Annotated in this window: 33 protein-coding genes; 21 read left to right on the top strand and 12 right to left on the bottom strand. The window is 40.1% G+C overall.

What is annotated here, in order from left to right:
* Window positions 1-91: 91 nt before the first annotated feature.
* Complete coding sequence (locus AAZR19_RS10300; protein ID WP_041109222.1) at window positions 92-940, top strand: STAS domain-containing protein; 849 nt, start codon at window positions 92-94, stop codon at window positions 938-940.
* 32 nt (window positions 941-972) lie between these two features.
* On the opposite strand, the gene AAZR19_RS10305 is transcribed toward AAZR19_RS10300, so the two are convergent.
* Window positions 973-1,515 (bottom strand): IseA DL-endopeptidase inhibitor family protein, encoded by a 543-nt coding sequence (locus AAZR19_RS10305; protein WP_041109224.1) that lies wholly within the window; start codon window positions 1,513-1,515, stop codon window positions 973-975.
* A 295-nt stretch (window positions 1,516-1,810) separates the two neighbouring features.
* Between AAZR19_RS10305 and AAZR19_RS10310 the strand changes: the two genes are divergently transcribed.
* Complete coding sequence (locus tag AAZR19_RS10310; RefSeq protein ID WP_041109226.1) at window positions 1,811-2,260, top strand: hypothetical protein; 450 nt, start codon at window positions 1,811-1,813, stop codon at window positions 2,258-2,260.
* 45 nt (window positions 2,261-2,305) lie between these two features.
* Here AAZR19_RS10310 and lexA read toward each other — a convergent pair whose 3' ends face one another.
* Window positions 2,306-2,926: a transcriptional repressor LexA gene (gene lexA, locus AAZR19_RS10315; RefSeq protein ID WP_034283422.1), complete on the bottom strand. Its 621-nt coding sequence runs from the start codon at window positions 2,924-2,926 to the stop codon at window positions 2,306-2,308.
* 158 nt (window positions 2,927-3,084) lie between these two features.
* Between lexA and yneA the strand changes: the two genes are divergently transcribed.
* The 6 genes from yneA (at window position 3,085) to AAZR19_RS10345 (ending at window position 7,500) form a co-directional block, all read left to right on the top strand.
* Window positions 3,085-3,396 carry a cell division suppressor protein YneA gene (gene yneA / locus AAZR19_RS10320; RefSeq protein ID WP_024425130.1) on the top strand — a complete coding sequence of 104 codons (312 nt, stop codon included), beginning with the start codon at window positions 3,085-3,087 and terminating at the stop codon, window positions 3,394-3,396.
* A gap of 17 nt (window positions 3,397-3,413) precedes the next feature.
* A complete protein-coding gene (locus AAZR19_RS10325) occupies window positions 3,414-4,061 on the top strand; it encodes a YneB family resolvase-like protein (RefSeq protein WP_024427081.1) in 648 nt (215 codons plus the stop codon).
* A 69-nt stretch (window positions 4,062-4,130) separates the two neighbouring features.
* Window positions 4,131-4,361 (top strand): DUF896 domain-containing protein, encoded by a 231-nt coding sequence (locus tag AAZR19_RS10330; RefSeq protein ID WP_024425132.1) that lies wholly within the window; start codon window positions 4,131-4,133, stop codon window positions 4,359-4,361.
* 187 nt (window positions 4,362-4,548) lie between these two features.
* On the top strand, window positions 4,549-6,552 hold the full coding sequence (gene tkt / locus AAZR19_RS10335) for a transketolase (protein WP_024425133.1): 2,004 nt from the start codon (window positions 4,549-4,551) through the stop codon (window positions 6,550-6,552).
* A 198-nt stretch (window positions 6,553-6,750) separates the two neighbouring features.
* Complete coding sequence (sirA, locus tag AAZR19_RS10340; RefSeq protein ID WP_024425134.1) at window positions 6,751-7,197, top strand: sporulation inhibitor of replication protein SirA; 447 nt, start codon at window positions 6,751-6,753, stop codon at window positions 7,195-7,197.
* An 84-nt stretch (window positions 7,198-7,281) separates the two neighbouring features.
* Window positions 7,282-7,500 (top strand): YneF family protein, encoded by a 219-nt coding sequence (locus AAZR19_RS10345; RefSeq protein ID WP_003212379.1) that lies wholly within the window; start codon window positions 7,282-7,284, stop codon window positions 7,498-7,500.
* Between the two features lie 263 nt (window positions 7,501-7,763).
* Here AAZR19_RS10345 and AAZR19_RS10350 read toward each other — a convergent pair whose 3' ends face one another.
* Window positions 7,764-7,937 carry an aspartyl-phosphate phosphatase Spo0E family protein gene (locus tag AAZR19_RS10350; protein WP_369810454.1) on the bottom strand — a complete coding sequence of 58 codons (174 nt, stop codon included), beginning with the start codon at window positions 7,935-7,937 and terminating at the stop codon, window positions 7,764-7,766.
* Window positions 7,938-8,146: 209 nt separating this feature from the next.
* Between AAZR19_RS10350 and AAZR19_RS10355 the strand changes: the two genes are divergently transcribed.
* On the top strand, window positions 8,147-8,854 hold the full coding sequence (locus AAZR19_RS10355; protein WP_056766594.1) for a cytochrome c biogenesis CcdA family protein: 708 nt from the start codon (window positions 8,147-8,149) through the stop codon (window positions 8,852-8,854).
* 94 nt (window positions 8,855-8,948) lie between these two features.
* Window positions 8,949-9,431, top strand: coding sequence for a CcdC family protein (locus AAZR19_RS10360; protein WP_024425136.1), 483 nt, complete (start codon window positions 8,949-8,951; stop codon window positions 9,429-9,431).
* 201 nt (window positions 9,432-9,632) lie between these two features.
* Here the strand turns inward: AAZR19_RS10360 and AAZR19_RS10365 are convergent, their stop codons facing one another.
* From AAZR19_RS10365 to sspO, 4 genes are all read right to left on the bottom strand, one after another.
* Window positions 9,633-10,061 (bottom strand): DUF2621 domain-containing protein, encoded by a 429-nt coding sequence (locus tag AAZR19_RS10365; protein WP_024427086.1) that lies wholly within the window; start codon window positions 10,059-10,061, stop codon window positions 9,633-9,635.
* Window positions 10,062-10,323: 262 nt separating this feature from the next.
* Window positions 10,324-10,725, bottom strand: a complete 402-nt coding sequence (locus tag AAZR19_RS10370) for an Hsp20/alpha crystallin family protein (protein ID WP_024425138.1) — start codon at window positions 10,723-10,725, stop codon at window positions 10,324-10,326.
* 102 nt (window positions 10,726-10,827) lie between these two features.
* Complete coding sequence (locus tag AAZR19_RS10375) at window positions 10,828-10,974, bottom strand: small acid-soluble spore protein P (RefSeq protein WP_003211331.1); 147 nt, start codon at window positions 10,972-10,974, stop codon at window positions 10,828-10,830.
* A gap of 16 nt (window positions 10,975-10,990) precedes the next feature.
* Complete coding sequence (gene sspO / locus AAZR19_RS10380) at window positions 10,991-11,137, bottom strand: small acid-soluble spore protein O (RefSeq protein ID WP_034283440.1); 147 nt, start codon at window positions 11,135-11,137, stop codon at window positions 10,991-10,993.
* 220 nt (window positions 11,138-11,357) lie between these two features.
* On the opposite strand from sspO, the gene acnA reads away from it, so the two are divergent.
* The 7 genes from acnA to AAZR19_RS10415 all read left to right on the top strand — a co-directional run bounded on the left by acnA (window position 11,358) and on the right by AAZR19_RS10415 (window position 16,152).
* Window positions 11,358-14,087: an aconitate hydratase AcnA gene (acnA, locus tag AAZR19_RS10385; RefSeq protein ID WP_041109232.1), complete on the top strand. Its 2,730-nt coding sequence runs from the start codon at window positions 11,358-11,360 to the stop codon at window positions 14,085-14,087.
* A 66-nt stretch (window positions 14,088-14,153) separates the two neighbouring features.
* Window positions 14,154-14,657: a TlpA family protein disulfide reductase gene (locus AAZR19_RS10390; protein ID WP_041109234.1), complete on the top strand. Its 504-nt coding sequence runs from the start codon at window positions 14,154-14,156 to the stop codon at window positions 14,655-14,657.
* Between the two features lie 73 nt (window positions 14,658-14,730).
* Window positions 14,731-14,856: an FbpB family small basic protein gene (locus AAZR19_RS10395; RefSeq protein WP_003211002.1), complete on the top strand. Its 126-nt coding sequence runs from the start codon at window positions 14,731-14,733 to the stop codon at window positions 14,854-14,856.
* A 51-nt stretch (window positions 14,857-14,907) separates the two neighbouring features.
* A complete protein-coding gene (locus AAZR19_RS10400; protein ID WP_008357830.1) occupies window positions 14,908-15,051 on the top strand; it encodes an acid-soluble spore protein N in 144 nt (47 codons plus the stop codon).
* A gap of 13 nt (window positions 15,052-15,064) precedes the next feature.
* Complete coding sequence (gene tlp / locus AAZR19_RS10405) at window positions 15,065-15,307, top strand: small acid-soluble spore protein Tlp (RefSeq protein ID WP_024425142.1); 243 nt, start codon at window positions 15,065-15,067, stop codon at window positions 15,305-15,307.
* A 107-nt stretch (window positions 15,308-15,414) separates the two neighbouring features.
* On the top strand, window positions 15,415-15,837 hold the full coding sequence (locus AAZR19_RS10410) for an acyl-CoA thioesterase (RefSeq protein WP_024425143.1): 423 nt from the start codon (window positions 15,415-15,417) through the stop codon (window positions 15,835-15,837).
* A 3-nt stretch (window positions 15,838-15,840) separates the two neighbouring features.
* Complete coding sequence (locus tag AAZR19_RS10415) at window positions 15,841-16,152, top strand: hypothetical protein (RefSeq protein WP_041109236.1); 312 nt, start codon at window positions 15,841-15,843, stop codon at window positions 16,150-16,152.
* A 39-nt stretch (window positions 16,153-16,191) separates the two neighbouring features.
* Here the strand turns inward: AAZR19_RS10415 and AAZR19_RS10420 are convergent, their stop codons facing one another.
* Together AAZR19_RS10420 and plsY are read right to left on the bottom strand one after the other, a co-directional pair.
* Entirely contained in the window at window positions 16,192-16,479 is a 288-nt protein-coding gene (locus tag AAZR19_RS10420) for a HesB/YadR/YfhF family protein (protein WP_024425145.1), read from the bottom strand.
* 98 nt (window positions 16,480-16,577) lie between these two features.
* Complete coding sequence (gene plsY, locus AAZR19_RS10425) at window positions 16,578-17,159, bottom strand: glycerol-3-phosphate 1-O-acyltransferase PlsY (protein ID WP_024425146.1); 582 nt, start codon at window positions 17,157-17,159, stop codon at window positions 16,578-16,580.
* Between the two features lie 75 nt (window positions 17,160-17,234).
* On the opposite strand from plsY, the gene AAZR19_RS10430 reads away from it, so the two are divergent.
* The 4 genes from AAZR19_RS10430 (at window position 17,235) to parC (ending at window position 22,553) form a co-directional block, all read left to right on the top strand.
* Window positions 17,235-17,363 carry a hypothetical protein gene (locus tag AAZR19_RS10430; protein WP_434703069.1) on the top strand — a complete coding sequence of 43 codons (129 nt, stop codon included), beginning with the start codon at window positions 17,235-17,237 and terminating at the stop codon, window positions 17,361-17,363.
* Entirely contained in the window at window positions 17,314-17,727 is a 414-nt protein-coding gene (locus tag AAZR19_RS10435) for a CoA-binding protein (protein ID WP_041109238.1), read from the top strand. Before AAZR19_RS10430 ends, AAZR19_RS10435 begins: the two co-directional genes overlap by 50 nt.
* A gap of 417 nt (window positions 17,728-18,144) precedes the next feature.
* On the top strand, window positions 18,145-20,112 hold the full coding sequence (gene parE, locus AAZR19_RS10440) for a DNA topoisomerase IV subunit B (RefSeq protein ID WP_024425148.1): 1,968 nt from the start codon (window positions 18,145-18,147) through the stop codon (window positions 20,110-20,112).
* A 2-nt stretch (window positions 20,113-20,114) separates the two neighbouring features.
* A complete protein-coding gene (gene parC, locus AAZR19_RS10445; protein WP_041109241.1) occupies window positions 20,115-22,553 on the top strand; it encodes a DNA topoisomerase IV subunit A in 2,439 nt (812 codons plus the stop codon).
* Between the two features lie 54 nt (window positions 22,554-22,607).
* Here the strand turns inward: parC and AAZR19_RS10450 are convergent, their stop codons facing one another.
* From AAZR19_RS10450 to AAZR19_RS10460, 3 genes are all read right to left on the bottom strand, one after another.
* The gene (locus AAZR19_RS10450) at window positions 22,608-22,733 is read right to left on the bottom strand and encodes a hypothetical protein (RefSeq protein ID WP_254966705.1); all 126 of its coding nucleotides are present in this window, start codon (window positions 22,731-22,733) and stop codon (window positions 22,608-22,610) included.
* Between the two features lie 43 nt (window positions 22,734-22,776).
* Window positions 22,777-23,112, bottom strand: coding sequence for a hypothetical protein (locus tag AAZR19_RS10455; RefSeq protein ID WP_041109243.1), 336 nt, complete (start codon window positions 23,110-23,112; stop codon window positions 22,777-22,779).
* 184 nt (window positions 23,113-23,296) lie between these two features.
* Window positions 23,297-24,478 (bottom strand): MFS transporter, encoded by a 1,182-nt coding sequence (locus AAZR19_RS10460; protein ID WP_041109245.1) that lies wholly within the window; start codon window positions 24,476-24,478, stop codon window positions 23,297-23,299.
* Between the last annotated feature and the right edge of the window lie 54 nt (window positions 24,479-24,532).

Here is a 24,532-nt window from a genome sequence, read left to right on the forward strand (position 1 = left end):
TTCGAGCTAGCAGGGACAAAAGATTCAGTGGTACAATCAATTTATAAGGTACAAAGACTGACAAGAAGAAAATGTGAAGGGACATTTGCTTATGGATAAGAACCGTGCATTATATGATTTTTTTATGCAGCATGCAGAGAAGCTGACTGAAACATGGTATGAATCAATTGAGGACGATGATCCAGAATCCATATATCGTTCAACAGATTCCAGCATCATAGCAGAGCTAAAACGGCAGAATCAAGATTATTACCAGCATTTTATACGAGCTATTATTGAAGATAAGACGTATTTACATACTGAATTTAAAAAATGGTCTGAGGATTTAGCCAGTGACCCAAAGCATTTAAATACACCATTAGATTATGTCGTGAGAGAATACATGTCCAATCAAAGAGTGGTTCTGCATTACTTAAAAGAATTTATCAAACAGCGTCAAGATGACATTGATATTGACCGCATCTTTTATTGGTATGATTTAATTTCCGAAGCGTTTAATATTTCAATCCATGTGTTTATCCAGCAATATGTGAAAAATACAACCGAAAAACTCGTGGCTCAAAGAGATATGATTTACGAATTGAGCTCACCGGTGATTGTCTTAAAAAGCCAGATTGCGTTATTGCCTTTAGTAGGTGACATTGACACAGCGAGAGCAAAGATTATTTTAGAAAATACGCTAAATCAGTGCTCGCAAAAAGGTGTTCAGCATTTATGTATTGACTTATCGGGTGTGGTCATTATTGATACAATGGTGGCTCATCAAATCTTTGATCTTGTCACGTCACTTCGGTTAATTGGAGTAGAGACGACCATTTCAGGGATTAGACCAGAAATTGCCCAAACAGCAGTGCAGCTTGGGCTTCCTTTTAATGAATTTCGCACAGCATCATCACTTGCTCACGCGCTGGACCGTATGACTGAATTTTCTTCAATATAAAAACCAGGCCGATGAATGGCCTGGTTTTTAATTTAGATGACAGCGTCAATTTGTGTGACTTTCCAATTTTTTTGTACTTTTTCGTACGTAACAGTTCGTTTTACTTTGCGTCCATCAAGTGTTGGGACAGTAAATTCATATGTGCGGACCGTTTGTTTTTTAGAAACAAGTTTAGGTGTGGCTTTTTCCCAATTGAGCATGTTGTCTCCATCACCGACTGGAACAGCCATTTTGCCTTTATGAACAATGAACTGATAATCTTTTAAACCATGTTTGATGGCATCTTGAGTGAAAACTTGAGATAGGTAGCTGTTTAATTTTTTCTTTGTATCAAATGTTTTAGAAAGATAGTTGTACGTCATATCTTTATAGGTAAATGATTTTAATTTGACATTAGAATGGTCTTTAATTTTGTAGCCTGACATTGCACTCCAAAAATGTTCTCTTGCATCAAGGGCAATATGTAACGCTTCTTTATTAGTCAAAGCGGCTGATTTCTTGGAAGCGGCCAATGTTGTTGTTTGTAATGAGATCATAAGCATAATAGCAGTTAATAAAACAAATAATTTTTTCAAGGCGATTGCCTCCTTTTCTCAATGAAAACTTCTTATGTTACAAATGTTACAATAATTACAGCGATATTACAAGTATTAAATCTAAATGTTTTTTTATTTCTTTTGTTTCTAATTATATAACGTTTGAGGGAGACAAAAAGTTTTCATTTTTTTATTTTTCTTCTTAATCATTATTTAACCGTTCTAAAGAAGAACGAAACGTCTTTTGGAAAAATTTCTATTTAGACGTTTAACACTCTTTTTTATTTAAGACATATACTATCGTGATGAATGTCTAAAGAAAGTGGTGTTTAATATGTATCATCCGTATGAAGGTGTGTATAATGGGTACTCATATGATAGGCAGATGCAAGGATTTCCATCTGTTGGTATTCCTCAAGGTGGAGGGTTTCCTGGGTTTCCGATCGGAGGAGGAGGTACTTGGCCAGGGCAAGGTTCAGGCGGACACTCAGCACCGCCGGCACCGCCGCAGCATATCATTTCCCAGTATCAGCAAGCACTCTCTCAGCCACAAAGTATGCAGTCGCTTATATCGGGGCAAGGTGTTGGCGGAGGCCATCAAACTGTACAATTTGCAGCGGGATGTAATAGAAGATGGACGATTGTGCTTTTGAGAAACGGTCAAGTATTTTTAATGTTCGTTCTTTCCTCACAGCCTTTTGGCCGAACAACTGGCTTTATATGGCCGAACTTTACATTTGGTTCCTTCCCAAGCTCAAGTATTCTTGCATATTCTTGTGCATAAGAAAAAGCCGGTTTTCATCAGCTGCTGATGAAATACCGGCTTTTTTTAATGAATATTTCGAAATACGCCAATCACTTTACCTAGTATACTCACATTCTGTAAAATAATCGGTTCCATTGATGGATTCTCTGGCTGTAATCTAAAGTGTGTATTTTCTTTATAGAAACGTTTCACTGTCGCTTCATCTTCCTCTGTCATGGCGACCACAATATCTCCATTGTTAGCGGTGCTTTGCTGGCGCACAATGACATAGTCCTTGTCCAAAATACCTGCATCAATCATACTTTCTCCCATAATTTCAAGCATAAACACTTGTTCGTCTGGTGCTGCAAAAGTCTCTGGAAGAGGGAAGTATTCTTCTACATTCTCAACAGCTGTGATAGGAAGGCCGGCGGTTACTTTTCCGATGACTGGAACGTTCATTACAGCACTCTTTGGAATATTCATTTCCTCTTCATCTAGTACTTCGATCGCTCTAGGTTTTGTCGGGTCTCTTCTTATTAAGCCCTTTGTTTCTAGTCTAGCTAAATGTCCATGGACCGTTGAACTGGATGCTAGACCGACAGCTTCTCCAATTTCACGGACGGATGGGGGATAACCCTTGCTTTTTACTTCATCTTTGATGAATTTCAGGATATCGAGTTGTCTTTTTGATAGCTTCGTCATCTTTTGCACCTCAAAACGTCAATTTTAAAGAAATTATAGCATGTTTTTCCTAACAGTACAAACATAGGTTCGAAAAAACGTTTGACAGAAACGTTTGTTCGTATTTATAATGAGAGACAGAAAGAGCGAACACACATTCTATTAGGAGAGATGACATTATGAGGTTAAAAGAATCTATTATTTTTATTGGGGTATTCTCATTCATCGTTGGCATATTTCTCTCACTTATTGCAGTCACAAGCCATAATGATTCAAATCAATATGTTAAAATAGAGGTTCAATCAGGAGATACTCTGTGGGGGTTGGCTGATCAAGTAAATGACAGCAAATCAATCGACAAAAATGCATTTATTGACTGGGTAACAGAACACAATGATCTTGCTTCAACAGAAATCCAGCCTGGAGACATTCTTGTCATACCCGTGAAAAAAGAGCATCCAGTCGTATATCAGCTTGCAACAGTACAGTAGAAAGGTCGATTGAAGACATGAACGCAATCATTTATGCGAGAGTAAGCACTGTGAAAGAAGAGCAGGAAACCTCGCTGAAAAGACAAGAAGAAGAACTGCTGGCTTTAGCTGCCATGCACAAGATGAATGTGGTCAAAGTCATCAAAGAAAAAGCAAGTGGATATGAGCTAGATCGTGATGGCGTGTTTGAAATGCTTGCTGCACTGAAGGAAGAGTCGATCGATGCCGTTCTTATCCAAGATGAAACACGTCTTGGAAGAGGACAAGCAAAAATTGCGCTTCTTCATTGTCTATTTAAAGAGAAGGTAAAGGTATACAGCGTGTTTCATAGAGGAGAGCTTGAGCTTTCAGAAGCAGATGAAATGGTCATCGAGATTGTAGGAGTCGTCGAAGAGTACCAACGGAAAATTCATAACCTGAAAATCAAGCGGGGGATGAAAAGGGCTGTTGAGCGCGGATATCAGCCTGAACTAAATTTAAGGCAGCAGGACCATGCACCTGGCCGTGAGCGTATTGAAGTGCCAATTTCAGAAATTGTTCGATTAAGAAAAAATAACATGACGTTCGCCGAAATTGCCGCAACTCTTCAGGCATTAGGTTTTGACATTTCAAAAGCAACAGTGCATAGAAGGTATCAAGAATATGAAAAAGGCCTTACCACCTAAAGCGTGATTTGTTGTCAAAATGATTGATATTTAGTAGTATGTAGAGAAAATGCTTTAAAGGAGTTTGTCATGATTTCTAAAGAACAGCTTGCAAGAATAAATGAGCTTTCAAAAAAGTCGAAAGAAACCGGTTTATCAGACGCTGAAAAAACAGAACAAAAGCAGTTGAGAGAAGAGTATTTGAAAGCTTTTCGTTCTTCTATGAAAAATACACTTAAAACTGTCAAAATCGTGGACCCTGAAGGAAACGATGTTACACCAGAAAAATTAAAAAGAGAAAAAGATCAGAACCTTCATTAAGGCTGTGATTTCTTGAATTTTGAAAAGATGGGAAGAATATTCTCGTCTTTTTTCATATTTGCATAACTTTTTAGGTGATCGATAAACTAAATGTGACAAAATCCTTCTTTTTCAGCGTGAAATAGTTGTGAAAAAAGGACAGTAGATTTATGATAATGGTGTACACAAGATACGGAAGGGGATTTATATGGAAACGATTGAATTGAAATCTATTGCAACAATACGTACTCTCTCCATAGACGCAATTGAAAAAGCGAATTCCGGTCACCCAGGAATGCCGATGGGTGCTGCACCAATGGCGTACGCTTTATGGACGAATCACTTAAACGTAAGTCCGCAAAATCCAAATTGGTTTAACAGAGACCGCTTTGTTTTATCTGCAGGCCATGGTTCTATGCTTCTATACAGCATGCTTCATTTAAGCGGATACAATCTGAGCATTGACGATTTAAAACAATTCCGCCAGTGGGGAAGCAAAACACCTGGACATCCTGAATTTGGACACACAGAAGGCGTAGACGCGACAACAGGTCCTCTAGGCCAGGGAATTGCTATGGCAGTAGGAATGGCACTTGCAGAAAGACATCTTGCGGAAACGTATAACAAAGACAACTTTCATGTTGTAGACCACTATACATACAGCATTTGCGGAGATGGAGACTTAATGGAGGGAATTTCCTCTGAAGCAGCTTCACTTGCTGGTCATTTAGGCTTAGGCCGTTTAATCGTTCTTTACGATTCAAATGACATTTCTTTAGATGGCGACTTAGATCGTTCATTCTCTGAAAATGTGAAGAATCGTTTTGAAGCGATGAACTGGGAAGTTCTTTACGTGAAAGACGGCAACAACATCGAAGAAGTAACAGCTGCTATTGAAAAGGCGAAGCAAAGCACAGACAGACCTACATTAATCGAAGTGAAAACAACGATCGGTTTCGGATCGCCAAACCGTGCGGGAACGTCTGGTGTGCATGGTGCACCGCTTGGCAGCGAGGAAGCAAAGCTGACGAAGGAAGCTTACTCTTGGACGTTTGAAGAAGATTTCCATGTACCTTCTGAAGTGTACGATCATTTCAAAGAAGCTGTCAAAGACGCTGGACAGAAAAAAGAAGCAGCGTGGAATGAACTGTTTGCGCAATACGAAAAAGAATATCCAGAGCTGGCAGCACAACTGAAGCTTGCGATTGAAGGAAAGCTTCCTGAAAATTGGGATCAAGAGGTTCCTGTTTATGAAGCAGGTTCAAGCCTTGCCTCCCGCGCATCTTCAGGCGAAGTGTTAAATGGCATTGCAAAGCAAGTACCTTTCTTTATTGGCGGGTCTGCTGACCTTGCTGGATCAAATAAAACAACGATTAAAAACACGGATGATTTCGGTAAAAATAATTATGCAGGCAAAAACATTTGGTTCGGTGTCAGAGAGTTTGCAATGGGTGCAGCGCTCAATGGTATGGCACTTCATGGCGGTCTTCGTGTATTCGGCGGAACGTTCTTTGTTTTCTCAGATTACTTAAGACCAGCAATTCGTCTTGCTGCCTTAATGGGACTTCCAGTCACTTACGTCTTTACTCATGATAGTATCGCTGTTGGTGAAGATGGTCCGACGCATGAACCGGTTGAACAGCTTGCTTCACTGCGTGCGATGCCTAACCTTTCCGTTATCCGCCCAGCAGATGGAAATGAAACAGCTGCAGCGTGGAAACTAGCTGTATCTTCAACGGATAAACCGACAGCACTAGTTCTTACTCGTCAAAACCTTCCAACGATTGACCAGGCTCCAGAGAAGGCATATGAGGGAGTAGAAAAAGGTGGATACGTTGTGGTTGAAGCAGCTGATGCACAGCCAGAAGCACTTCTACTCGCTTCAGGATCTGAGGTTGGTTTAGCCATTGAAGCACAAAAGGCACTTGAAAAAGAAGGTATCCGCGCGTCTGTTGTCAGCCTTCCTGCATGGGATCGCTTCGATCAGCAGTCAGACGAATACAAAGAATCCGTTCTTCCTAAAGCAGTACGTGCACGTATTGCGATTGAAATGGGTGCTTCACTTGGCTGGGAGCGTTACACTGGTCTTGATGGTGACGTGATTGCAATTGATAAATTTGGCGCTTCTGCACCAGGAGAAACCATTATCGAGAAATACGGCTTTACTGTCAGCAATGTAGTCAGCCGTGTGAAAGCGAAGCTGAATAAATAAACGAACTCCAAGCATCATGCTTTTTTGCTATCTGTTTGCAGAGCATTTTCATCCGCTCTGCAAACTTTTTTCTTTTTTCTTGTTTTTTTGACAAAACTAGTTTCTTCTTGCTTCATATATAGACAATTCTTTCTTTCACATTTTTGTATAATACAAGCAATAAACGAGATTGACGAAATGTGAAAGGAAGGGATAGACATGGAACGTCATTATTATATTTATTGGATTGAGGATGAATTTGCGCATCACTATTTTGGTAGAGAATCAATTTTGTTTCATTTGTTTGAGTCGTTACATTGGACGAACCGCACTGACGATGAGCTTGTAATGCTTGTGAAGCAAGTGGATTATGTGACGAAACGAATCCCTGCTTTTCATATGCACCAGCGTCTAATGAATAACTTAACGAACATTCACTATACACAAATAGGCTCGATTTACAGCGCCTCCTTACCAGATGGAAAAGGAACTGCAGCATTTATTATAAAAGACCGGTATATCCAAATGTCTGCCACTGGAAGTTATGAGGCAGAAGCGGTGTTTTTTGAAGTGCTGAGAAAAATCAGCCCTTGTTTTCTTGCGATGGACTTTAGTTCAAAAAAACACGGGTGGCTTAATCCAGTAAAAGTGAGGAATTTTGTTTAAAAAAATAAAATTGAACGTGAAATGTTGTATAATAGCCTTTTGTTTAGTACACTTTATACGAGACAACATGAAGGAGGAAGAATTATGGATTTATGGGTTGTCATCCTTGTAGGCGTTGTTGCACTGCTTGCAGGAGTTGCACTCGGATTCTTTATTGCTCGTAAGTATATGATGAGCTATTTGAAAAAGAATCCACCGATTAATGAACAAATGCTTCGAATGATGATGATGCAAATGGGCATGAAACCGTCCCAGAAGAAAATCAATCAAATGATGAAAGCCATGAACAACCAAGCGAAATAATACGTACGATATTATGATCATAGATGGAACATGGTTATAAAGGATGGACAAGCGTTGTCCTTTCTTTATTCAAATTACCTTCATCAGACGCTTAAAACCACTTTACTTGCATGAATGAAGCAGGGAAGGTGGTTTTTATTATGGCGTCAAGCAGCATGTGAAAAAACAAAAAACCCCTATGTCAGAGGTTTTTGTTTCGTTTATGGTCACCATATCAACTGTTCTAAATAATTGTGCGGCATGATTGATATCATGAAGTATGATTAGTTGGCTGAGTTTGAGTGTAAGTGTCGTTGATATTGTAAGAGGAGATGATCTAGCTGCTGGCTATGTTCGATGGTCACTGTTGATGTCATCCCATTATGCAAGACAACTTTCATCAGCTCTTCTCTTTTTTCTTCGATTTGAGTTAATAATGATGTTTTTACCAAAGTCATGTTCCTTTCATGCAAATCTTGATAAAAAGAATCGATTCTATTATATCCATTTTAAGGTTTATTTTCAAATTTAAAGGATTCATTATCTTGATGTCAAATTAAATTATATAAGGTTTTAAGAAAATAGACCATCTTTATTGAAGTGATGTAAAAAAAATGAAATGATTTTGTCATCTCTTATTGTATATTGTAAGAAGGGGGGTGTTCTTTTGACAGATTTGAATTACTTTTTAGCATTTGGAGCAGGATTTCTTTCTTTTATTTCACCGTGCTGTCTGCCGCTTTATCCAGCGTTTTTATCGTATATTACGGGCGTTAGTATAAATGAAGTGAAATCGGAGAAGGTGATGCTGAGAAGAAGAAGTCTGCTTCATACTTTATTCTTTTTAGTTGGGTTCTCTATTATATTTATTGCGATTGGCTTTGGGACATCGTTTGTCGGGAAGTTTTTTAATGATTATCATCAAGCGATTCGTCAAATTGGAGCCATCCTCATTATTTTCTTTGGTTTTATGACGCTTGGTGTATTCAAGCCCTCTTTTCTCATGGGCGAAAAGAGAATCCAGTTCAAAAATCGTCCTGCTGGTTTTTTTGGATCTATTCTCATCGGAATGGGCTTTGCCGCTGGATGGACACCTTGTACAGGACCTATTTTATCTGCTGTCATCACACTGGCGAGTAACAATCCTGAGTCGGCGGTTATGTATATGATTGCCTATGTATTCGGATTTGCCGTCCCGTTTTTTATTCTCTCCTTTTTCATTACGAAAATGGCGTGGATCAGAAAACGTCAGCAGCTCATCATGCGAATTGGCGGAATCATTATGATTGTGGTAGGGATTTTGCTGTTCTTTGATCTTCTGACATGGATTATCATCATGTTCTCATCATTGTTTGGCGGCTTTACAGGCTTTTGAAATCGTTTTCTACAGTCGCGGCGAATGGTTTTTTTTCGTCAATTGGAGTATATTATACATAGGCTGACCTTAAAGAATAAAGGAATGATTTGATATGATGATCTTGATCTCTTCTATAATTGCGGTATGTATGGCGGTGGCCGTCATGTTTATTCGCATTAAATCATCTGCAAAACCTGCAACTGCGAAAAAAATTATTTTACCTCCTATTTTCATGAGCACTGGTGCACTGATGTTTTTTGTTCCGATGTTTCGGGTAACTGGAGCTGAATTTCTAGAAGCGATCACAGTGGGGATGTTTTTTTCCATATTTTTAATCAAAACATCGAAGTTTGAAATTAGAGGTAATGACATCTACTTAAAACGGTCGAAAGCTTTTGTGTTCATTCTCATTGGACTTCTTGTCCTTCGTATTGGGATGAAGACCATCTTGAGTTCTTCTATTGATTATGGTTCATTAAGCGGGATGTTTTGGATTCTTGCCTTTGGCATGATCGTGCCTTGGCGGGTTGCCATGTATTTATCGTTTAGAAAGCTGTCTAAACAATTAGATCCGCAGCAGATTCAAATGAATTAAACCTCCTTTTTAAAAAGGAGGTTACATATTATTGACAAAGGGCTAAAATGATCTTTTATTTTAGCCCTTTGTCTTCTATTCAGCAGTCTCGAAAGGACAACTACCTTTGCGGAGCGAATTTGACATTCGTGAGCATCGGCGCGCAGAACTGACCGAATGCGAGGGTTTGTCTACATGCTGAAACCTCCTTTAAAAAGGAGGTTATTTTAATAACGATTCATATGGCGAGTGATCAATGTTTTTTTCTTGAAGGCGCTTCAGTAAAAACTTATGATCCCGCTTTGGTGTAGCCATAATGTAGCCGCGAATGATTAAGTCTAAATTAATGCTAGCAGCCTGTTCTTTTAATGCCAGCTCACCAATTTTACCCGCTATTTTTTCCTTGGCAACATCTCTAAACAGCTCGGGAACAGGTAATACGAGTTCATTTAACAGCTGTTTGTCCTCATCCCGCCATAGGTGAAGGCTCTTTTGAATATATTCATCCTGCCAATCAAGCTCTGATTTCCCATCTTCCTTTGGCAATCGTTTTAAAAATTTGCGAAACATAAAAAAGCCACCGATTGCGAGTAATCCGATCATCACTGTACCCCAAAATAAAATGAACCACAAAAACCAGCCGCTTAACATGTTCTCACTCCTTATACCCCTTATCTCTCTATTTTATATTACATGAAGAGAGGATAGAAGAAAATAACAAAAATGTATGTCTATGATCTCTATAAACGCCTTTTTTCATTGATACCCGCCCATTTACTAGAATGACCCAAACCAATTAATAGAAAAAGAATACATTATCATATAGCGACTCTACTATTTGGCCATGGTGGTTCGCAAAAGGTATTGACTTGAAACGAACGGGAAGAGAGCCCACCTATATAAAGGTGGGCTCTTAATGTTTGAAGTGCGGGATTTGAAAGGAAAATGCACCGTTTGGATGGTCGGAACATTTTTTAATTTTTATCGATATGATTCGGTTTTCATAATCTGTTTCAATGTCTTTGTCGTTTAAATAAAAAGGGAGCATCACGCTTTTTTCAATTGGCTGTTCGCCTTCACCATTTGGATGTTGTACTGTGTAAGTTAACGTCAGCTCATGTCCAGCGAAGGTCAGCTTTACATCAGTAATCGATAAGGTGGAGACATCAATTTCGATAATATAATCACGGCTTGTTTCATAAAGATCAATTGGGAGGTGTTCATCATACCAGGCAAATGGATCATCCATTAAAACATTGAGCCAATCATCTATTTCAATAAAATCAGAGGAATTCGATTGCTTTTCATTCTCCATAAACACTCCTCCATCACATCTCATAATAAATCATATGATGAAAATGGAAATGTGTGAAAGACCTAAAACATCCCGTGTGGTCACGGGATGAGAGGGGGATAATTACATATCATGATGAGAATTGTGCTTTTGTCTTGTATGGTTGCGGTTTTTCACTTTTTTACTGCCTGATAACGGCTCAGGCTGACCGCCTTGATGCTCCTTAGGAGAGTTTTGACGGATGTCTTTCCCTGTGTTTTTATTCGTCATGAGGTTTGGCTCCTTCTTATTGATTCTTTTTACGTTTTTTATTGTTTTGCCTTTGTTCTTCTGTTAAAACGAGCTGATCATCTTCCGTATAGCCTGCGCCATTACCCTGGCTTTTGGCTGCGTTCATGCCATTAATGACATGATTAGCTTTGCGTTTTGTCATGTTCTATCACCTCATTTGTAGTATGAGCCCACCCCGCTTCGTTTATGAAGAGTAATCATTTCCTAATGATAAGTTAAACTTATTGAATTTAATAAAAGCATTGTTATTTACTTATGTATGAATTTGTTTTAAGATGAAATTGTGAGAAAATTGTGGTGAAATACGACGATTTTTCTGAGAATTGAAATTGATCTTGATCATCAAAAGGGGGATTTTGGACATGTCGAAACAGCAGCAAGTCGCTAAACAAGACGCTTTTCAATCTAGAAAAACGTTTTCGACAAATGGGAAAACATATCACTATTATTCGTTAGAAGCACTAGAGAAACAAGGAATCGGAAATGTTTCTAAGCTGCCTTATTCCATTAAGGTACTTTTAGAATCAGTGCTTCGCCAAGTAGACGGTAGAGTGATCAAGAAGGAACATGTTGAAAACTTGGCAAAATGGGGAACTGCTGAGGTAAAAGAAATTGATGTTCCATTTAAACCTTCTCGTGTTATTTTACAAGACTTCACGGGTGTACCAGCAGTCGTTGACCTTGCTTCTTTAAGAAAAGCTATGGCAGATGTAGGCGGGGACCCGGATAAAATCAACCCTGAAATTCCAGTTGACCTTGTTATTGACCACTCAGTACAAGTTGATAAAGCTGGAACTGAAGATGCATTAAACATTAACATGGATTTAGAATTCGAACGTAACGCAGAGCGTTATAACTTCCTTAGCTGGGCAAAGAAAGCGTTTAACAACTACCAAGCTGTCCCGCCTGCAACAGGAATTGTTCACCAAGTGAACTTAGAGTATCTTGCAAGTGTTGTTCATGCGATTGAAGAAGATGGAGAGATCATCACTTACCCAGATACATTAGTTGGAACTGACTCTCATACAACGATGATTAACGGTATCGGTGTACTTGGATGGGGCGTTGGCGGTATCGAAGCGGAAGCTGGTATGCTTGGTCAGCCTTCATACTTCCCAGTACCAGAAGTGATTGGTGCTAAATTAGTTGGAGAGCTTCCAAACGGAACAACTGCAACTGACCTAGCATTAAAAGTCACACAAGTCCTTCGTGAAAAAGGCGTAGTGAACAAGTTCGTTGAGTTCTTCGGACCTGGTGTTGCACAATTGCCGTTAGCAGATCGTGCAACCATTGCGAACATGGCGCCAGAATACGGTGCTACTTGCGGATTCTTCCCAGTAGATGAAGAAGCGCTTGCTTACCTTCGCCTTACTGGACGTGATGAAGAGCAAATTAATATCGTTGAGGAATATTCTCGTGCAAATGGCTTATTCTATACGCCAGATGCAGAAGAACCAATTTTTACTGATGTTGTGGAAATTGATCTTTCTAAAATTGAGTCAAACTTATCTGGTCCTAAACGTCCACAAGATTTGATTCCACTTTCTCAAATGAAAGAGACGTTCCATAAACACATCGAAAGCCCAGCTGGTAACCAAGGGTTTGGCTTAGATAAATCAGAGCTTGATAAACAAATCGAATTTGATCTTGCAAACGGTGAAAAAGCTGTGATGAAGACAGGTGCGATTGCGATTGCAGCGATTACGAGCTGTACGAATACATCGAACCCGTACGTGTTGATCGGAGCAGGGCTTGTTGCGAAGAAAGCAAGTGAGCTCGGTATGAAAGTGCCAAACTACGTGAAAACGTCACTAGCGCCGGGTTCTAAAGTTGTAACAGGGTACCTTGTGAATTCGGGACTTCTTCCATATTTAAAAGACCTCGGATTTAACATTGTTGGATATGGCTGTACAACATGTATCGGAAACTCTGGACCGCTTGAGAAAGAAATTGAAGATGCAGTCTCTGAAAATGATCTGCTGATCACTTCTGTTTTATCAGGTAACCGTAACTTTGAAGGTCGTATTCATCCGCTTGTGAAAGGGAACTACCTTGCATCTCCACCATTAGTAGTGGCTTATGCACTTGCTGGTACGGTGAATATTGATTTAACAAAAGATCCTATCGGTGTCGATAAAAATGGCGAGAACGTTTATTTCAATGACATTTGGCCATCAATGGATGAAATCAACAGCGTCGTTAAAAGCACTGTCACACCTGAGCTATTCCGTTCAGAGTATGAAACTGTTTTTGACAACAACGAACGCTGGAATGAAATTAAAACGACGGATGATGCATTGTATAAATGGGATGAAAATTCCACATACATTGATAACCCGCCATTCTTTGAAAACCTATCAGTTGAACCTGGTAAAGTTGAACCGCTTAAAGGCTTGCGCGTCGTTGCGAAGTTCGGTGACTCTGTCACAACTGACCATATTTCTCCTGCTGGAGCGATTGGTAAGGACACACCGGCGGGCAAATACTTGCAAGAAAGAGGCGTATCGCCTAGAGACTTTAACTCATATGGATCTCGCCGTGGTAACCACCATGTCATGATGAGAGGGACTTTTGCAAACATCCGTATTAAGAACCAAATTGCACCAGGAACAGAAGGCGGTTATACAACTTACTGGCCAACTGGTGAAGTGACATCGATTTATGATGCATGCATGCGTTATAAAGAGGATGGAACAGGTCTTGCGATCTTAGCAGGTAAAGACTACGGAATGGGTTCTTCACGTGACTGGGCTGCTAAAGGAACAAACCTTCTTGGAATTAAATTTGTTCTAGCTGAAAGCTTTGAGCGTATCCACAGAAGTAACCTAGTCTTCATGGGCGTACTTCCTTTGCAGTTTAAAGATGGAGAAAGTGCAGAAACTCATGGTCTAACAGGAACAGAAACATTTGAAGTTCATGTTGACGAAACAGTTCGTCCACGTGATCTCGTTACTGTGAAAGCAATTGACACAGATGGAAACGAGAAAACGTTTGAAGTGGTGGTTCGCTTTGACAGTGAAGTCGAAATTGACTACTATCGTCATGGCGGTATCCTTCAAATGGTACTTCGCGAAAAATTAGCAAGCAACTAATACAGCAAAGAAGAGAAGGCGATCCAACAGCTTTCTCTTCTTTTTTAAAATAGTGGAGGATCAATCATGTGGAAAAAAGGAATGGCAAGCGCTGTTTTACTTGTGTTGATTGGTTTACTTGCGTGGAATTTATTTGGGCCAAAAGAGCCCGCAATCGGCCTTGAAAAAGGCGACCAAGCCCCTGATTTTGAACTGAAAACCCTTGACGGCAAAACCGCCTCGTTATCTGATTACCGAGGGAAAAAGGTGCTCGTCAATTTCTGGGCGACATGGTGTAAGCCGTGCAGGACGGAAATGCCGGATTTAGACGCGATTAGGAGCGAAAATGACCAAGTTGAAGTACTAGCAGTGAATTTAACGACCACTGAAAAGAGTGTGGAACATGTGGCAGCATTCACAAAAGAATTAAAGGTGAGCTTTCCTGTTTTATTGGACCAAAAAGGCATTCAAGCAAGATATCAGGTGCTTTCATACCCAACGACATACATATTAGATGAAAAAGGACGCATCATGTCTGTGAAGCATCAAATGCTGACAAAAAAAGAAATTGAAAAAGAGCTGGATCTATAATGATTCAGCTCTTTTGCTTATTTTCTAAATGTTTTGGCGAAAATGTAATCATACATATATGGAGGTGAGTGGAATGAGAAGAAGAAAACGACGCACATTTGAAGAGCTTGTGCTTGAAAATAAAAAAGAATTATTAAGCAATGAGGAATTTTTAAACCAGCTTGAAGAAAAGTTGGAAGAGCGATTTAGACAGAAATAAGTTATGAATTATCCGTTTTCGTTCATCCTAAAGAAGAGGGAGGGATGAATAATGGGTAGAGAGCATGATAAACAAGCGCAGTTTACACCAGACCATTTAGGGACAAAACCTGTAGCATACAAACGGAATAAAGGTAAAAAGATGCATAATAAATCAAATGAACAGCCTGATGTGATACAGACGAAGGGCGAATAAGGAGGGAATCATGATGAATGACAAGTCCTATCAATCCAATCCAGATGATCGTTCTGATAATGTTGAAAAGCTGCAAGATATGATCGAGAACACACTTGACAATATCGATGAATCTGAGGCAGCGATGTCCGTTTCGACAGAGACAGAAAAGCAAATGATCAAACAAAAAAACGAAAACCGCAAAATGAGTATTGACGCGATGCGTTCTGAGATCAAGGACGAAGAAGCAGCAAGAAAGAATGGCTATACCGAATAAACCAGGGATTCCTGGTTTATTTTATTGCCTCTTTTTAGAAGAACCATTTGGAATGTGGTAAAATGGCAGAGACAGACCTTAGGTTTTGATAGGAGAGCGATGAAAACGTGTATGTATCCAAAAAAGAAATAGAAGTCCGTTATGCAGAAACCGATCAAATGGGCATCGTGTATCATGCCAATTATTTAATTTGGATGGAAGTCGGCAGAACAGCATTGATTAAAGAATTAGGGTTTTCCTATGCGCAGCTAGAAGCAGACGGTGCTCTTGCACCTGTTATAGACTTGCAGGTTCAATATAAAAAACCATTGCTGTATGGTGAAACAGCAACCGTTCATACATGGATTGAAGAATATAATGGTGTCAAAACGGTGTATGGCTATGAAATTCAAAAACCTGATGGACAAACAGCGATTACAGGGACAACTTCACATATATGTGTGGATAAAGACACCTTTAGACCTATTCAATTTAGAAAAGCCTTTCCTGCCTGGCATAAAGTATATGAACAGTCGAAGAAGCAGGTTTAATTTATGGCTTTTGGTATTAAACGAAGTGATTTAAACGCTTGGAAATCAGCTGTCCAGCAAGGAAAAATTGCTTTTTTAACACACTACTGGCTCGATGACCGTTTTCCAAATGCCAATACTGTCACAAAAGCAGCCTGTCAGGATATGAAGCGGTTAGCTGAGTGGGGAGAAAGACATGGACTAAAAAAAGAATGGATTCATGACCGCGAAGGGTTTCCTCATTTTGACTTGATTGGTGAGCCGCAAAAAAGAATTCTGCAAAAGGAACGATCTTTAGGGAACATTCAGGAGTATGGGCTGTATATTGAAGTGTAAAACAAAAAAGATACCCGAGGGATGAGGTATCTTTTTTGTTTATTCATAATGAAATTCTGGTTCTTTCACGGACTCGTTATAATCAATATGCAGATCATGGTTGTCAAAGTACCAAATATCACTTTCCTCAATAAAGAAAGTAATACCTTCTATTTCAGCGGTTGCGCCGGCATTTTGAGGTTCATCTTTTGCGACGCCGAGAGAAAAGCCTTTTTGTACATTACTGCACCCGCCATATCTCACAAAAAAGCGAACTTGATCACCTTTTTCTAAATCTAATTCATCCTTGTACCAATTGAGTGCATCTTCTTTTATCGTTAATTTCAATGTGATCGCCCCTTTTTGAAGTCATGCTGTTTTTTAAAATGCAGGATGCAAAAACAGCTTTTCTTTACTTTTACCACATATTTAAATGGATGAAACGGCTAGAGCCATTTGATTTTCGGTTCAGTTTTGTTGAGAATTCGTTTGAGGTTGGCGATGTGTCTGTAGATCACAAAGCCAGCAAGAACGGCAACAACAATGATTAAGAATAGGTCTTTGGTGAATATGCTGTAAATGAATGTATAGATCCCGGTCAGCATAGATGATAGTGAAACATATTTACTAATGTATAAAAATAAGAAAAAAGCAGCGATCATCGTGATAAATAGGAATGGGGCATAAAATAGCAGCACACCGCCTGATGTAGCGACTGCCTTTCCCCCTTTAAATTTTGCAAAGACAGGAAAGCTGTGACCGATAACAGCAGCAACTCCTGCTAATAAGGGATGGATGTCCAGCTGCATGAAAAACGGTAAAGCTGAAGCAAGCGTCCCTTTTAGGATATCAGCAGTAATCACAATAGACCCTGCTTTTACGCCAAGTGTACGAAATGCATTCGTCGCACCTAGGTTTCCGCTGCCATGTTCACGGATATCGATACCCTTTGCAGCTTTCCCGACAATGAGACCGGATGGAATACTGCCGAGAAGATAAGCCAAAATAAACATCAAAGCAATTAACATCTGCATAACTCCTTTATATTCTCCCTCTTGTCTTACATTTTAACATGATCTTGTGAAAAACATGGGGAACTTTTTTTGAAAAAATCGAAAGCAGATGGATTCGGCTTTGTTTTTAAGCAGAAATTCGCTAAAATGGAGGAAAAGGAGTGTCTTGATGAACAATCCTACGAAAGAAGAAATCGGCCGTATTTTAAAAAGCAGTAAACGAATTGCTGTTGTTGGATTATCAGATCAGCCGCACCGGACGTCTTATATGGTGTCTAAAGCAATGCAGGATGCCGGGTATGAGATTATCCCAGTGAATCCAACAATCGATGAAGCACTCGGTGTGAAAGCAGTCGCTTCTTTAAAAGATATAAAAGAGCCTGTTGATATCGTCAATGTCTTTAGACGTTCAGAGTTTTTACCAGAGGTGGCAGAAGAATTTCTCGAAATAGACGCACCTGTTTTTTGGGCGCAGCAAGGCATATATCACGAAGAAGCGAAAAGGCTGATTGAGGAAAATGGCAAGGTCGCCATCATGGATTTATGTATCAAGGTGGCTCATGCGTTGACAAAAACTCATTAAATCGTCAAAAATCCTTGGTTTTTCAAGGATTTTTGCTTTTTTGTTGCAGAAATATATTTGCGATTCTGAAAGAAAGCGATAAAATAAGGCGACAGGGACATATCGGCGGCCTTGCATATCGAGAAAAAGAGCGATAAGATAAAAACGGAACATTTGTTCTGTTTTGCTAAAACCATCATATGATTGCATTTGGCTTATGAAACAGTCTTGTTTATAATGGACTTCTAGTTCTGATTGCAGAATGTAGAATGATTCTCATAGCTGTGCAAAAGAGCATGTATTGGTGAATTACACATGCATGGTGATGATGCAGCTTATTAAAGTGGACAGTAATGAGCAGCATGATCATCATTAAAATCTAGAGAGATCATTTGATGATTAGCCGGTTATGTTTGTTAGTGAAAGGGGATTAAGCATTTGGTTAAAAAGCAGCAAGTAGATTATAACGATGATTCTATTCAGGTGCTAGAGGGGCTTGAAGCGGTCCGTAAACGTCCAGGGATGTATATTGGATCTACGGATTCGCGCGGTCTTCATCACCTTGTCTATGAGATTGTAGACAACTCTGTCGATGAAGTGCTCGCTGGCCATGGAGATCATATCATTGTCAAAATACATAAAGATAACAGCATTTCCGTCCAAGATAAAGGGCGTGGAATGCCTACTGGTATGCATAAGCTTGGAAAACCGACACCCGAGATCATTTTAACGGTCTTGCACGCAGGCGGAAAATTTGGTCAAGGCGGATATAAAACAAGTGGTGGACTTCACGGAGTTGGGGCATCTGTTGTGAACGCGCTGTCAGAATGGCTCACTGTCACAATTGAACGTGACGGATTTATTTATCATCAGCGGTTTGAAAACGGCGGTAAACCTGTCACATCACTCGAAAAAATTGGAAAATCCAAAAAAACGGGAACACTGATTCATTTTAAGCCGGACCCTACCATGTTCAGTGTTACGACGTATAATTTCGATACATTATCAGAGCGTTTAAGAGAATCTGCCTTTTTATTAAAAGGGTTAAAAATAGAGCTGATCGATGAACGGCATGATGTACAAGAAACGTTTTATTATGAGACAGGCATTGAAGCCTTTGTTGCTTATTTAAATGAAGAAAAAGATGTTCTGAGTGAAGTCGTCTCATTTGAAGGAGAGCATCAGTCCATTGAAGTAGATTTTGCTTTTCAATTTAATGATGGCTATTCGGAAAATATCCTTTCCTTCGTTAATAACGTCAGAACAAAAGATGGCGGAACACATGAGTCTGGTGCCAAAACGGCCATGACGAGAGCCTTTAACGAATATGCTCGCAAAGTCGCTCTTTTAAAAGAAAAAGACAAAAATTTAGAAGGCACTGATATTCGCGAAGGACTGTCTGCTATTATTTCTGTCAGAATTCCTGAAGAGCTGCTTCAATTTGAAGGGCAGACAAAAGGAAAGCTTGGGACAAGTGAGGCACGTTCAGCTGTTGATGCTGTTATTTCTGAAAAACTTGCGTATTTCCTTGAAGAAAACCGGGAAACAGCCACTCTTCTTGTGAAAAAAGCGATTAAAGCGCAGCAGGCAAGAGAGGCTGCTAGAAAAGCCCGTGAAGAAGCAAGGAGCGGCAAGAAACGGAAAAAGTCTGAAGCCACTCTGAGCGGAAAATTAACACCTGCCCAATCTAGAAACCCAGCAAGAAACGAACTATACCTAGTAGAGGGTGACTCAGCGGGCGGGTCAGCAAAACAGGGGCGCGACCGTAAATTCCAGGCGGTGCTGCCGCTGCGCGGAAAGGTCATCAATACAGAAAAAGCAAAGCTTGCTGATATTTTCAAAAACGAAGAAATCAACACCATTATTCATGCAATTGGTGGAGGCGTCGGTGTCGATTTTAATGTAGAAGACATCAATTATGACAAAATCGTGATCATGACAGATGCGGATACGGATGGAGCGCATATTCAAGTGCTTCTCTTAACATTCTTCTACCGCTATATGAAGCCGCTGATTGAGCATGGCAAAGTGTTTATTGCACTCCCGCCTTTATATAAAGTCAGCAAAGGCTCAGGGAAAAAAGAAATCATTGAGTACGCATGGTCTGATGAAGAAATGGATGATGTATTGAAGAAAGTTGGAAAAGGATACACGATTCAGCGCTACAAAGGGTTAGGTGAAATGAATGCCGACCAGCTATGGGAAACGACAATGAATCCAGAATCGAGAACACTTGTCAGGGTCAAAATTGATGATGCTGCACGTGTGGAACGCCGCGTCACTACTCTAATGGGTGACAAAGTAGAACCACGCCGTAAATGGATTGAGAAGAATGTCGCCTTTGGACTTGATGAGGAAAGCAACATTCTTGAAAATGAAAACTTGTCGCTAGCTGAGGAGGTTTAAACATGGCACAACAAGAACGATTTCATGATTTACCATTAGAAGAAGTAATCGGCGACCGCTTTGGCCGCTATAGTAAATATATTATCCAAGACCGGGCGCTTCCAGATGCACGTGATGGACTAAAACCTGTACAACGAAGAATTTTATATGCGATGTACGCAGAAGGAAATACACAGGATAAAAACTTCCGTAAAGCCGCTAAAACAGTCGGTAACGTGATTGGTAACTATCACCCGCACGGAGACTCATCTGTTTATGAAGCGATGGTAAGAATGAGTCAGGAGTGGAAAGTACGAAATGTACTGATTGAGATGCACGGGAATAACGGGAGTATCGATGGTGATCCGCCTGCTGCCATGCGTTATACGGAAGCAAGGCTGTCTGCTATTGCTTCAGAGCTTTTAAAGGACTTAGACAAGGAAACGGTCGAATTTGTCGCAAACTTTGATGATACAAGTAAAGAGCCCGTTGTATTACCAGCGATGTTCCCAAACCTTCTCGTGAATGGATCAACAGGGATTTCAGCAGGGTATGCCACTGATATCCCGCCGCATCACTTGGGAGAAGTCATTGATGGCGTTATTAAACGAATCGAACAGCCGCATTGTACGGTTGAGGATTTAATGACGGTCATCAAAGGGCCAGATTTCCCAACAGGCGGTATCATTCAAGGTGTAGACGGTATTAAGAAGGCGTATGAAACAGGAAAAGGAAAGATTATGATTCGAGGCAAAGCGGAGATTGAAACCATCCGCGGGGGACGCCAGCAAATCGTGATCACAGAAATTCCTTACGAAGTGAATAAGGCGAACCTTGTCAAAAAGATGGACGAATTCCGGATTGAAAGAAAAGTAGAAGGCATTTCAGAGGTCCGAGATGAGACAGACCGTACTGGGCTTCGAATCGTTGTAGAGCTGAAAAAAGAAGCAGATGCAAATGGTGTGCTGAATTTCTTATATAAAAACTCAGATCTGCAAATCCCATATAACTTTAATATGGTAGCGATACATAATCGAAGACCGACCTTAATGACGCTCACCACTGTACTAGATGCATATATTGCCCATCAAAAAGAAGTGGTGACGAACCGCTCAGCGTACGAGCTTCGAAAAGCGAAGGAACGCCACCATATTGTCGACGGCTTAATTAAAGCACTTTCCATCTTAGATGAAGTCATTGCCACAATCCGCTCCTCTAATGATAAGCGTGATGCAAAGAACAACTTGATGGCGAAATATGACTTTACAGAAGCACAATCAGAAGCGATTGTTTCACTCCAGTTATATCGTTTAACGAATACAGATATTACGCAATTAAGAGACGAAGCAAGAGAGCTAGATGTGCGCATAGCAGAGCTTGAAGACATTTTAGCGAACGAGAAAAAGCTGCTGAAGGTCATTACAAACAGCCTGAAAAAGCTCAAAAAGACATATGCTGATGAGAGAAGATCCGTTATTGAGGAAAAAATCGAAGAAATTAAGATTAACCTTGAAGTGATGATCGCATCAGAGGATGTTTATGTGACAGTCACGAAGGATGGTTACATCAAACGAACAAGCCAGCGCTCCTATGCTGCCTCTAACGGTAAGGACTTTGGCATGAAGGATACTGACCGTTTGATTCATCAGTTTGAAATGAATACAACGGATGTTCTTCTGCTGTTTACGAATAAAGGAAGCTACATTTATTGTCCTGTTCACCAGCTGCCAGATATACGCTGGAAAGACATGGGGCAGCATATTACGAATATCATTTCGATTGATCGCGAGGAATCAATCCAAAAAGCCATTCCAATAAAAGAATTTGATGAAACATCATATCTTTTATTCTTTACGAAAGGCGGAATGGTGAAGAAAACAGAGCTTCTTCAATATAAAGCGCAGCGTTATTCGAAACCGCTTGTTGCCTTAAACCTAAAAGGTAACGATGAGCTCGTCGATGTTCATGTCACAACAGGACAGCAGGAATTGTTTATTGCAACGAAAAATGGTTACGGTTTGTGGTTTGATGAAGAAGAAGTAAGTGTTGTTGGACCGAGAGCGGCCGGTGTCAAAGGAATCAACTTGAAGGAAGGGGACGAGGTAGTCTCTGGCCAGATTATTGATCCAAAGAACGATGTCCTTGTGCTCACGACACAAAGAGGGGCTGTAAAGCGAATGAACCTCTCTGAATTTGATAAAACATCAAGAGCAAAACGCGGAGTTCTTATGCTGAGAGAATTAAAGAAAAACCCGCACCGTATTGTGGCTGTGATCGCTGCAGCGCTGCACGATACACTTGAGATAGATACCGAAAAAGGTACAACGATTCCACTTGATATTTCTACTTTAAGAGCAAATGACCGCTATAGCAATGGATCATTTATTGTAGATGAGGAAGAGCAGGGAGAAGTGACTCATGTCCTTCTGACACCTGAACCTGCACCAGATGATAATAAATAAGCAAACGAAAACCCCCTGCGACTGGCAGGGGGTTTCTTTTTATATACGGGCCTTTTAGCTTTCGTGGTTGCCAAACATGCTTGTAATGGCGTGCACTACTTCAATTCCTTGGTAGACGAAAAGAGAAAGTGAAGTGACAGAGAAAAGACCTAGAATGAAAATTCTTAAGAAAAATAACATCGTGTAAAACCTCCCAATTTTTGTTTTGATTTAGATGGTTGGGTTAAACACGAGCTTGTCGGAAATAAGAAGATTGATAGAACACTGCAAGTAAATGCTTCTTTTTCCGGTCAAATCGATCAGTATGAGTGATGCGTGCAAATCCAGCTGTCATACTGCCAATAATCAGCAGTGCTGTAAATGCGGCAAATACTGCGCTCACATGTTTTTGTTTCTTTTCATCGCCCATTGTCTGAGCGATTTTCATCTCATGTGATTCTTGATCGGCAACCACCTTAGCATGATGGTATACCTGAACGGAATGAGGCATTGAGAACAAATGAAAACTTGCAAGTGCTATGCATAAAACACCTAATTTTAATAGCATATTTTTTTTCATTTCTCTCACCCCTTCCTGGTTATTTTCATGATCTTACCACGTTTTCAGTTATTTGAAAAGTCTTATTTTTTTACTTTCCCTCTTTAAAAAAACGATAAACATCACGACATCTATAGGACTGTTTCACTTCATGAAAGGTTTCAATTTTATTTTTTAAATTTAAAAAAAGTGCCATGATCAAGGATCAGACACTTTTAGTGGCTTGTAATGAATGTGGTTTTGCTACAGCTTTAGTAAAGATTCCTGCAATACATATGGCAAATAGAACAAAAATAAAGGCATGAAGCAGTCCAACTTGATTGGCAAGCAGCCCTAAAATAGGAGGACCGGAAAGGGAGGCTGTGTAACCAGATAAGGTCACAATACTAACGCGTTTGACAGCGTACCGGCTATCATCGCCAGCTGCAGAAATGGTCAGCGGAAAGCCTAAAGATGCGCCAAGTCCCCATAAAAAGATCGATATCATACATACAACAAGTGAAATCTTCAAAATGACTAAGAATAGGCCGGCAGCTGCTGATAAAATCGCAACTCTTAGCAATAGCACTCTGCCAAAGCGATCGATCAAACGTCCGCTGATCAGTCTGCCGCTAATCATGCCGCACAAAAACAAAGCATAGATGACTGTACTCATGGAATGTGAAACTTGGTAGCCATCCACCATTGCAAGTGGAATCCAATCATTGGCCGAGCCTTCGACAAACGCAAGACATAAAGCGATCATCGCAAGAGATATCGTTCGTTTGTTCAGCCATGCCGTTTGAGTAGGCTCAACTGTATCGGACTGTTTCTCATGCTGATCCTTTCCTGTCCCGTGCGGAATAAACCGTGTACAAATCAATATGCTAAGGAAAAGCAGAAGGGCAATAGCGAGAAGGTGTATCAATACAGAGATGCCTAGGTGGATAAAAAGAATACCAGCACCTGCTCCAATTAAAGTCCCAATGCTAAAGGAAGCGTGCAATATAGGCAGAATGGTTTTCTTGATGCTGTATTCAATCTCTGTTCCTTCTAAGTTCATCGCCACATTACACATGCCAGAGCCTGCGCCAAAAAGAAAAAGACCAGAAGTGACGACAAAGATAGAAGAGAGCGTTGAACCAATGGCAAGAGTAGTAAATCCAAGGAACATCAAAAAACCACTGATCACAATCGCCACTCGGCCGCCTTTTTTGCGGACGAATACATTTGAAAGAACAAGCCCAACAATTGAACCAACGGATAAACCGAGTAAAATAAGTCCCATTGTTCCTGTGTTTGCTTGTAATAAGTCTCTCACTTCCGGTGTCCGTGAAAACCATGTAGAAATGGAGATACCAGACATCGTAAAGATCACAATAATTGCTTTATACCACTTTAATTCCATCTAATCCCTCACATTTAAAGATATATATGATATTGAACAAATCTACTCGATTAT

Origin of the sequence: Bacillus sp. Je.9.29.b (assembly GCF_051129925.1) — a bacterium.
Taxonomy (GTDB): domain Bacteria; phylum Bacillota; class Bacilli; order Bacillales; family Bacillaceae; genus Bacillus; species Bacillus safensis.

Excerpts from the sequence above, each read along its gene's own strand:
- AAZR19_RS10300 (WP_041109222.1), top strand. The coding sequence starts at position 92 with ATGGATAAGAACCGTGCATTATATGATTTTTTTATGCAGCATGCAGAG.
- AAZR19_RS10310 (WP_041109226.1), top strand. The coding sequence starts at position 1,811 with ATGTATCATCCGTATGAAGGTGTGTATAATGGGTACTCATATGATAGG.
- lexA (WP_034283422.1), bottom strand. The coding sequence starts at position 2,926 with ATGACGAAGCTATCAAAAAGACAACTCGATATCCTGAAATTCATCAAA.
- yneA (WP_024425130.1), top strand. The coding sequence starts at position 3,085 with ATGAGGTTAAAAGAATCTATTATTTTTATTGGGGTATTCTCATTCATC.
- AAZR19_RS10325 (WP_024427081.1), top strand. The coding sequence starts at position 3,414 with ATGAACGCAATCATTTATGCGAGAGTAAGCACTGTGAAAGAAGAGCAG.
- AAZR19_RS10330 (WP_024425132.1), top strand. The coding sequence starts at position 4,131 with ATGATTTCTAAAGAACAGCTTGCAAGAATAAATGAGCTTTCAAAAAAG.
- tkt (WP_024425133.1), top strand. The coding sequence starts at position 4,549 with ATGGAAACGATTGAATTGAAATCTATTGCAACAATACGTACTCTCTCC.
- sirA (WP_024425134.1), top strand. The coding sequence starts at position 6,751 with ATGGAACGTCATTATTATATTTATTGGATTGAGGATGAATTTGCGCAT.
- AAZR19_RS10345 (WP_003212379.1), top strand. The coding sequence starts at position 7,282 with ATGGATTTATGGGTTGTCATCCTTGTAGGCGTTGTTGCACTGCTTGCA.
- AAZR19_RS10350 (WP_369810454.1), bottom strand. The coding sequence starts at position 7,937 with ATGACTTTGGTAAAAACATCATTATTAACTCAAATCGAAGAAAAAAGA.
- AAZR19_RS10360 (WP_024425136.1), top strand. The coding sequence starts at position 8,949 with ATGATGATCTTGATCTCTTCTATAATTGCGGTATGTATGGCGGTGGCC.
- AAZR19_RS10365 (WP_024427086.1), bottom strand. The coding sequence starts at position 10,061 with ATGTTAAGCGGCTGGTTTTTGTGGTTCATTTTATTTTGGGGTACAGTG.
- AAZR19_RS10370 (WP_024425138.1), bottom strand. The coding sequence starts at position 10,725 with ATGGAGAATGAAAAGCAATCGAATTCCTCTGATTTTATTGAAATAGAT.
- AAZR19_RS10375 (WP_003211331.1), bottom strand. The coding sequence starts at position 10,974 with ATGACGAATAAAAACACAGGGAAAGACATCCGTCAAAACTCTCCTAAG.
- sspO (WP_034283440.1), bottom strand. The coding sequence starts at position 11,137 with ATGACAAAACGCAAAGCTAATCATGTCATTAATGGCATGAACGCAGCC.
- acnA (WP_041109232.1), top strand. The coding sequence starts at position 11,358 with ATGTCGAAACAGCAGCAAGTCGCTAAACAAGACGCTTTTCAATCTAGA.
- AAZR19_RS10390 (WP_041109234.1), top strand. The coding sequence starts at position 14,154 with ATGTGGAAAAAAGGAATGGCAAGCGCTGTTTTACTTGTGTTGATTGGT.
- AAZR19_RS10395 (WP_003211002.1), top strand. The coding sequence starts at position 14,731 with ATGAGAAGAAGAAAACGACGCACATTTGAAGAGCTTGTGCTTGAAAAT.
- AAZR19_RS10400 (WP_008357830.1), top strand. The coding sequence starts at position 14,908 with ATGGGTAGAGAGCATGATAAACAAGCGCAGTTTACACCAGACCATTTA.
- tlp (WP_024425142.1), top strand. The coding sequence starts at position 15,065 with ATGAATGACAAGTCCTATCAATCCAATCCAGATGATCGTTCTGATAAT.
- AAZR19_RS10415 (WP_041109236.1), top strand. The coding sequence starts at position 15,841 with ATGGCTTTTGGTATTAAACGAAGTGATTTAAACGCTTGGAAATCAGCT.
- plsY (WP_024425146.1), bottom strand. The coding sequence starts at position 17,159 with ATGTTAATTGCTTTGATGTTTATTTTGGCTTATCTTCTCGGCAGTATT.
- AAZR19_RS10435 (WP_041109238.1), top strand. The coding sequence starts at position 17,314 with ATGAACAATCCTACGAAAGAAGAAATCGGCCGTATTTTAAAAAGCAGT.
- parC (WP_041109241.1), top strand. The coding sequence starts at position 20,115 with ATGGCACAACAAGAACGATTTCATGATTTACCATTAGAAGAAGTAATC.
- AAZR19_RS10450 (WP_254966705.1), bottom strand. The coding sequence starts at position 22,733 with ATGTTATTTTTCTTAAGAATTTTCATTCTAGGTCTTTTCTCTGTCACT.
- AAZR19_RS10455 (WP_041109243.1), bottom strand. The coding sequence starts at position 23,112 with ATGAAAAAAAATATGCTATTAAAATTAGGTGTTTTATGCATAGCACTT.
- AAZR19_RS10460 (WP_041109245.1), bottom strand. The coding sequence starts at position 24,478 with ATGGAATTAAAGTGGTATAAAGCAATTATTGTGATCTTTACGATGTCT.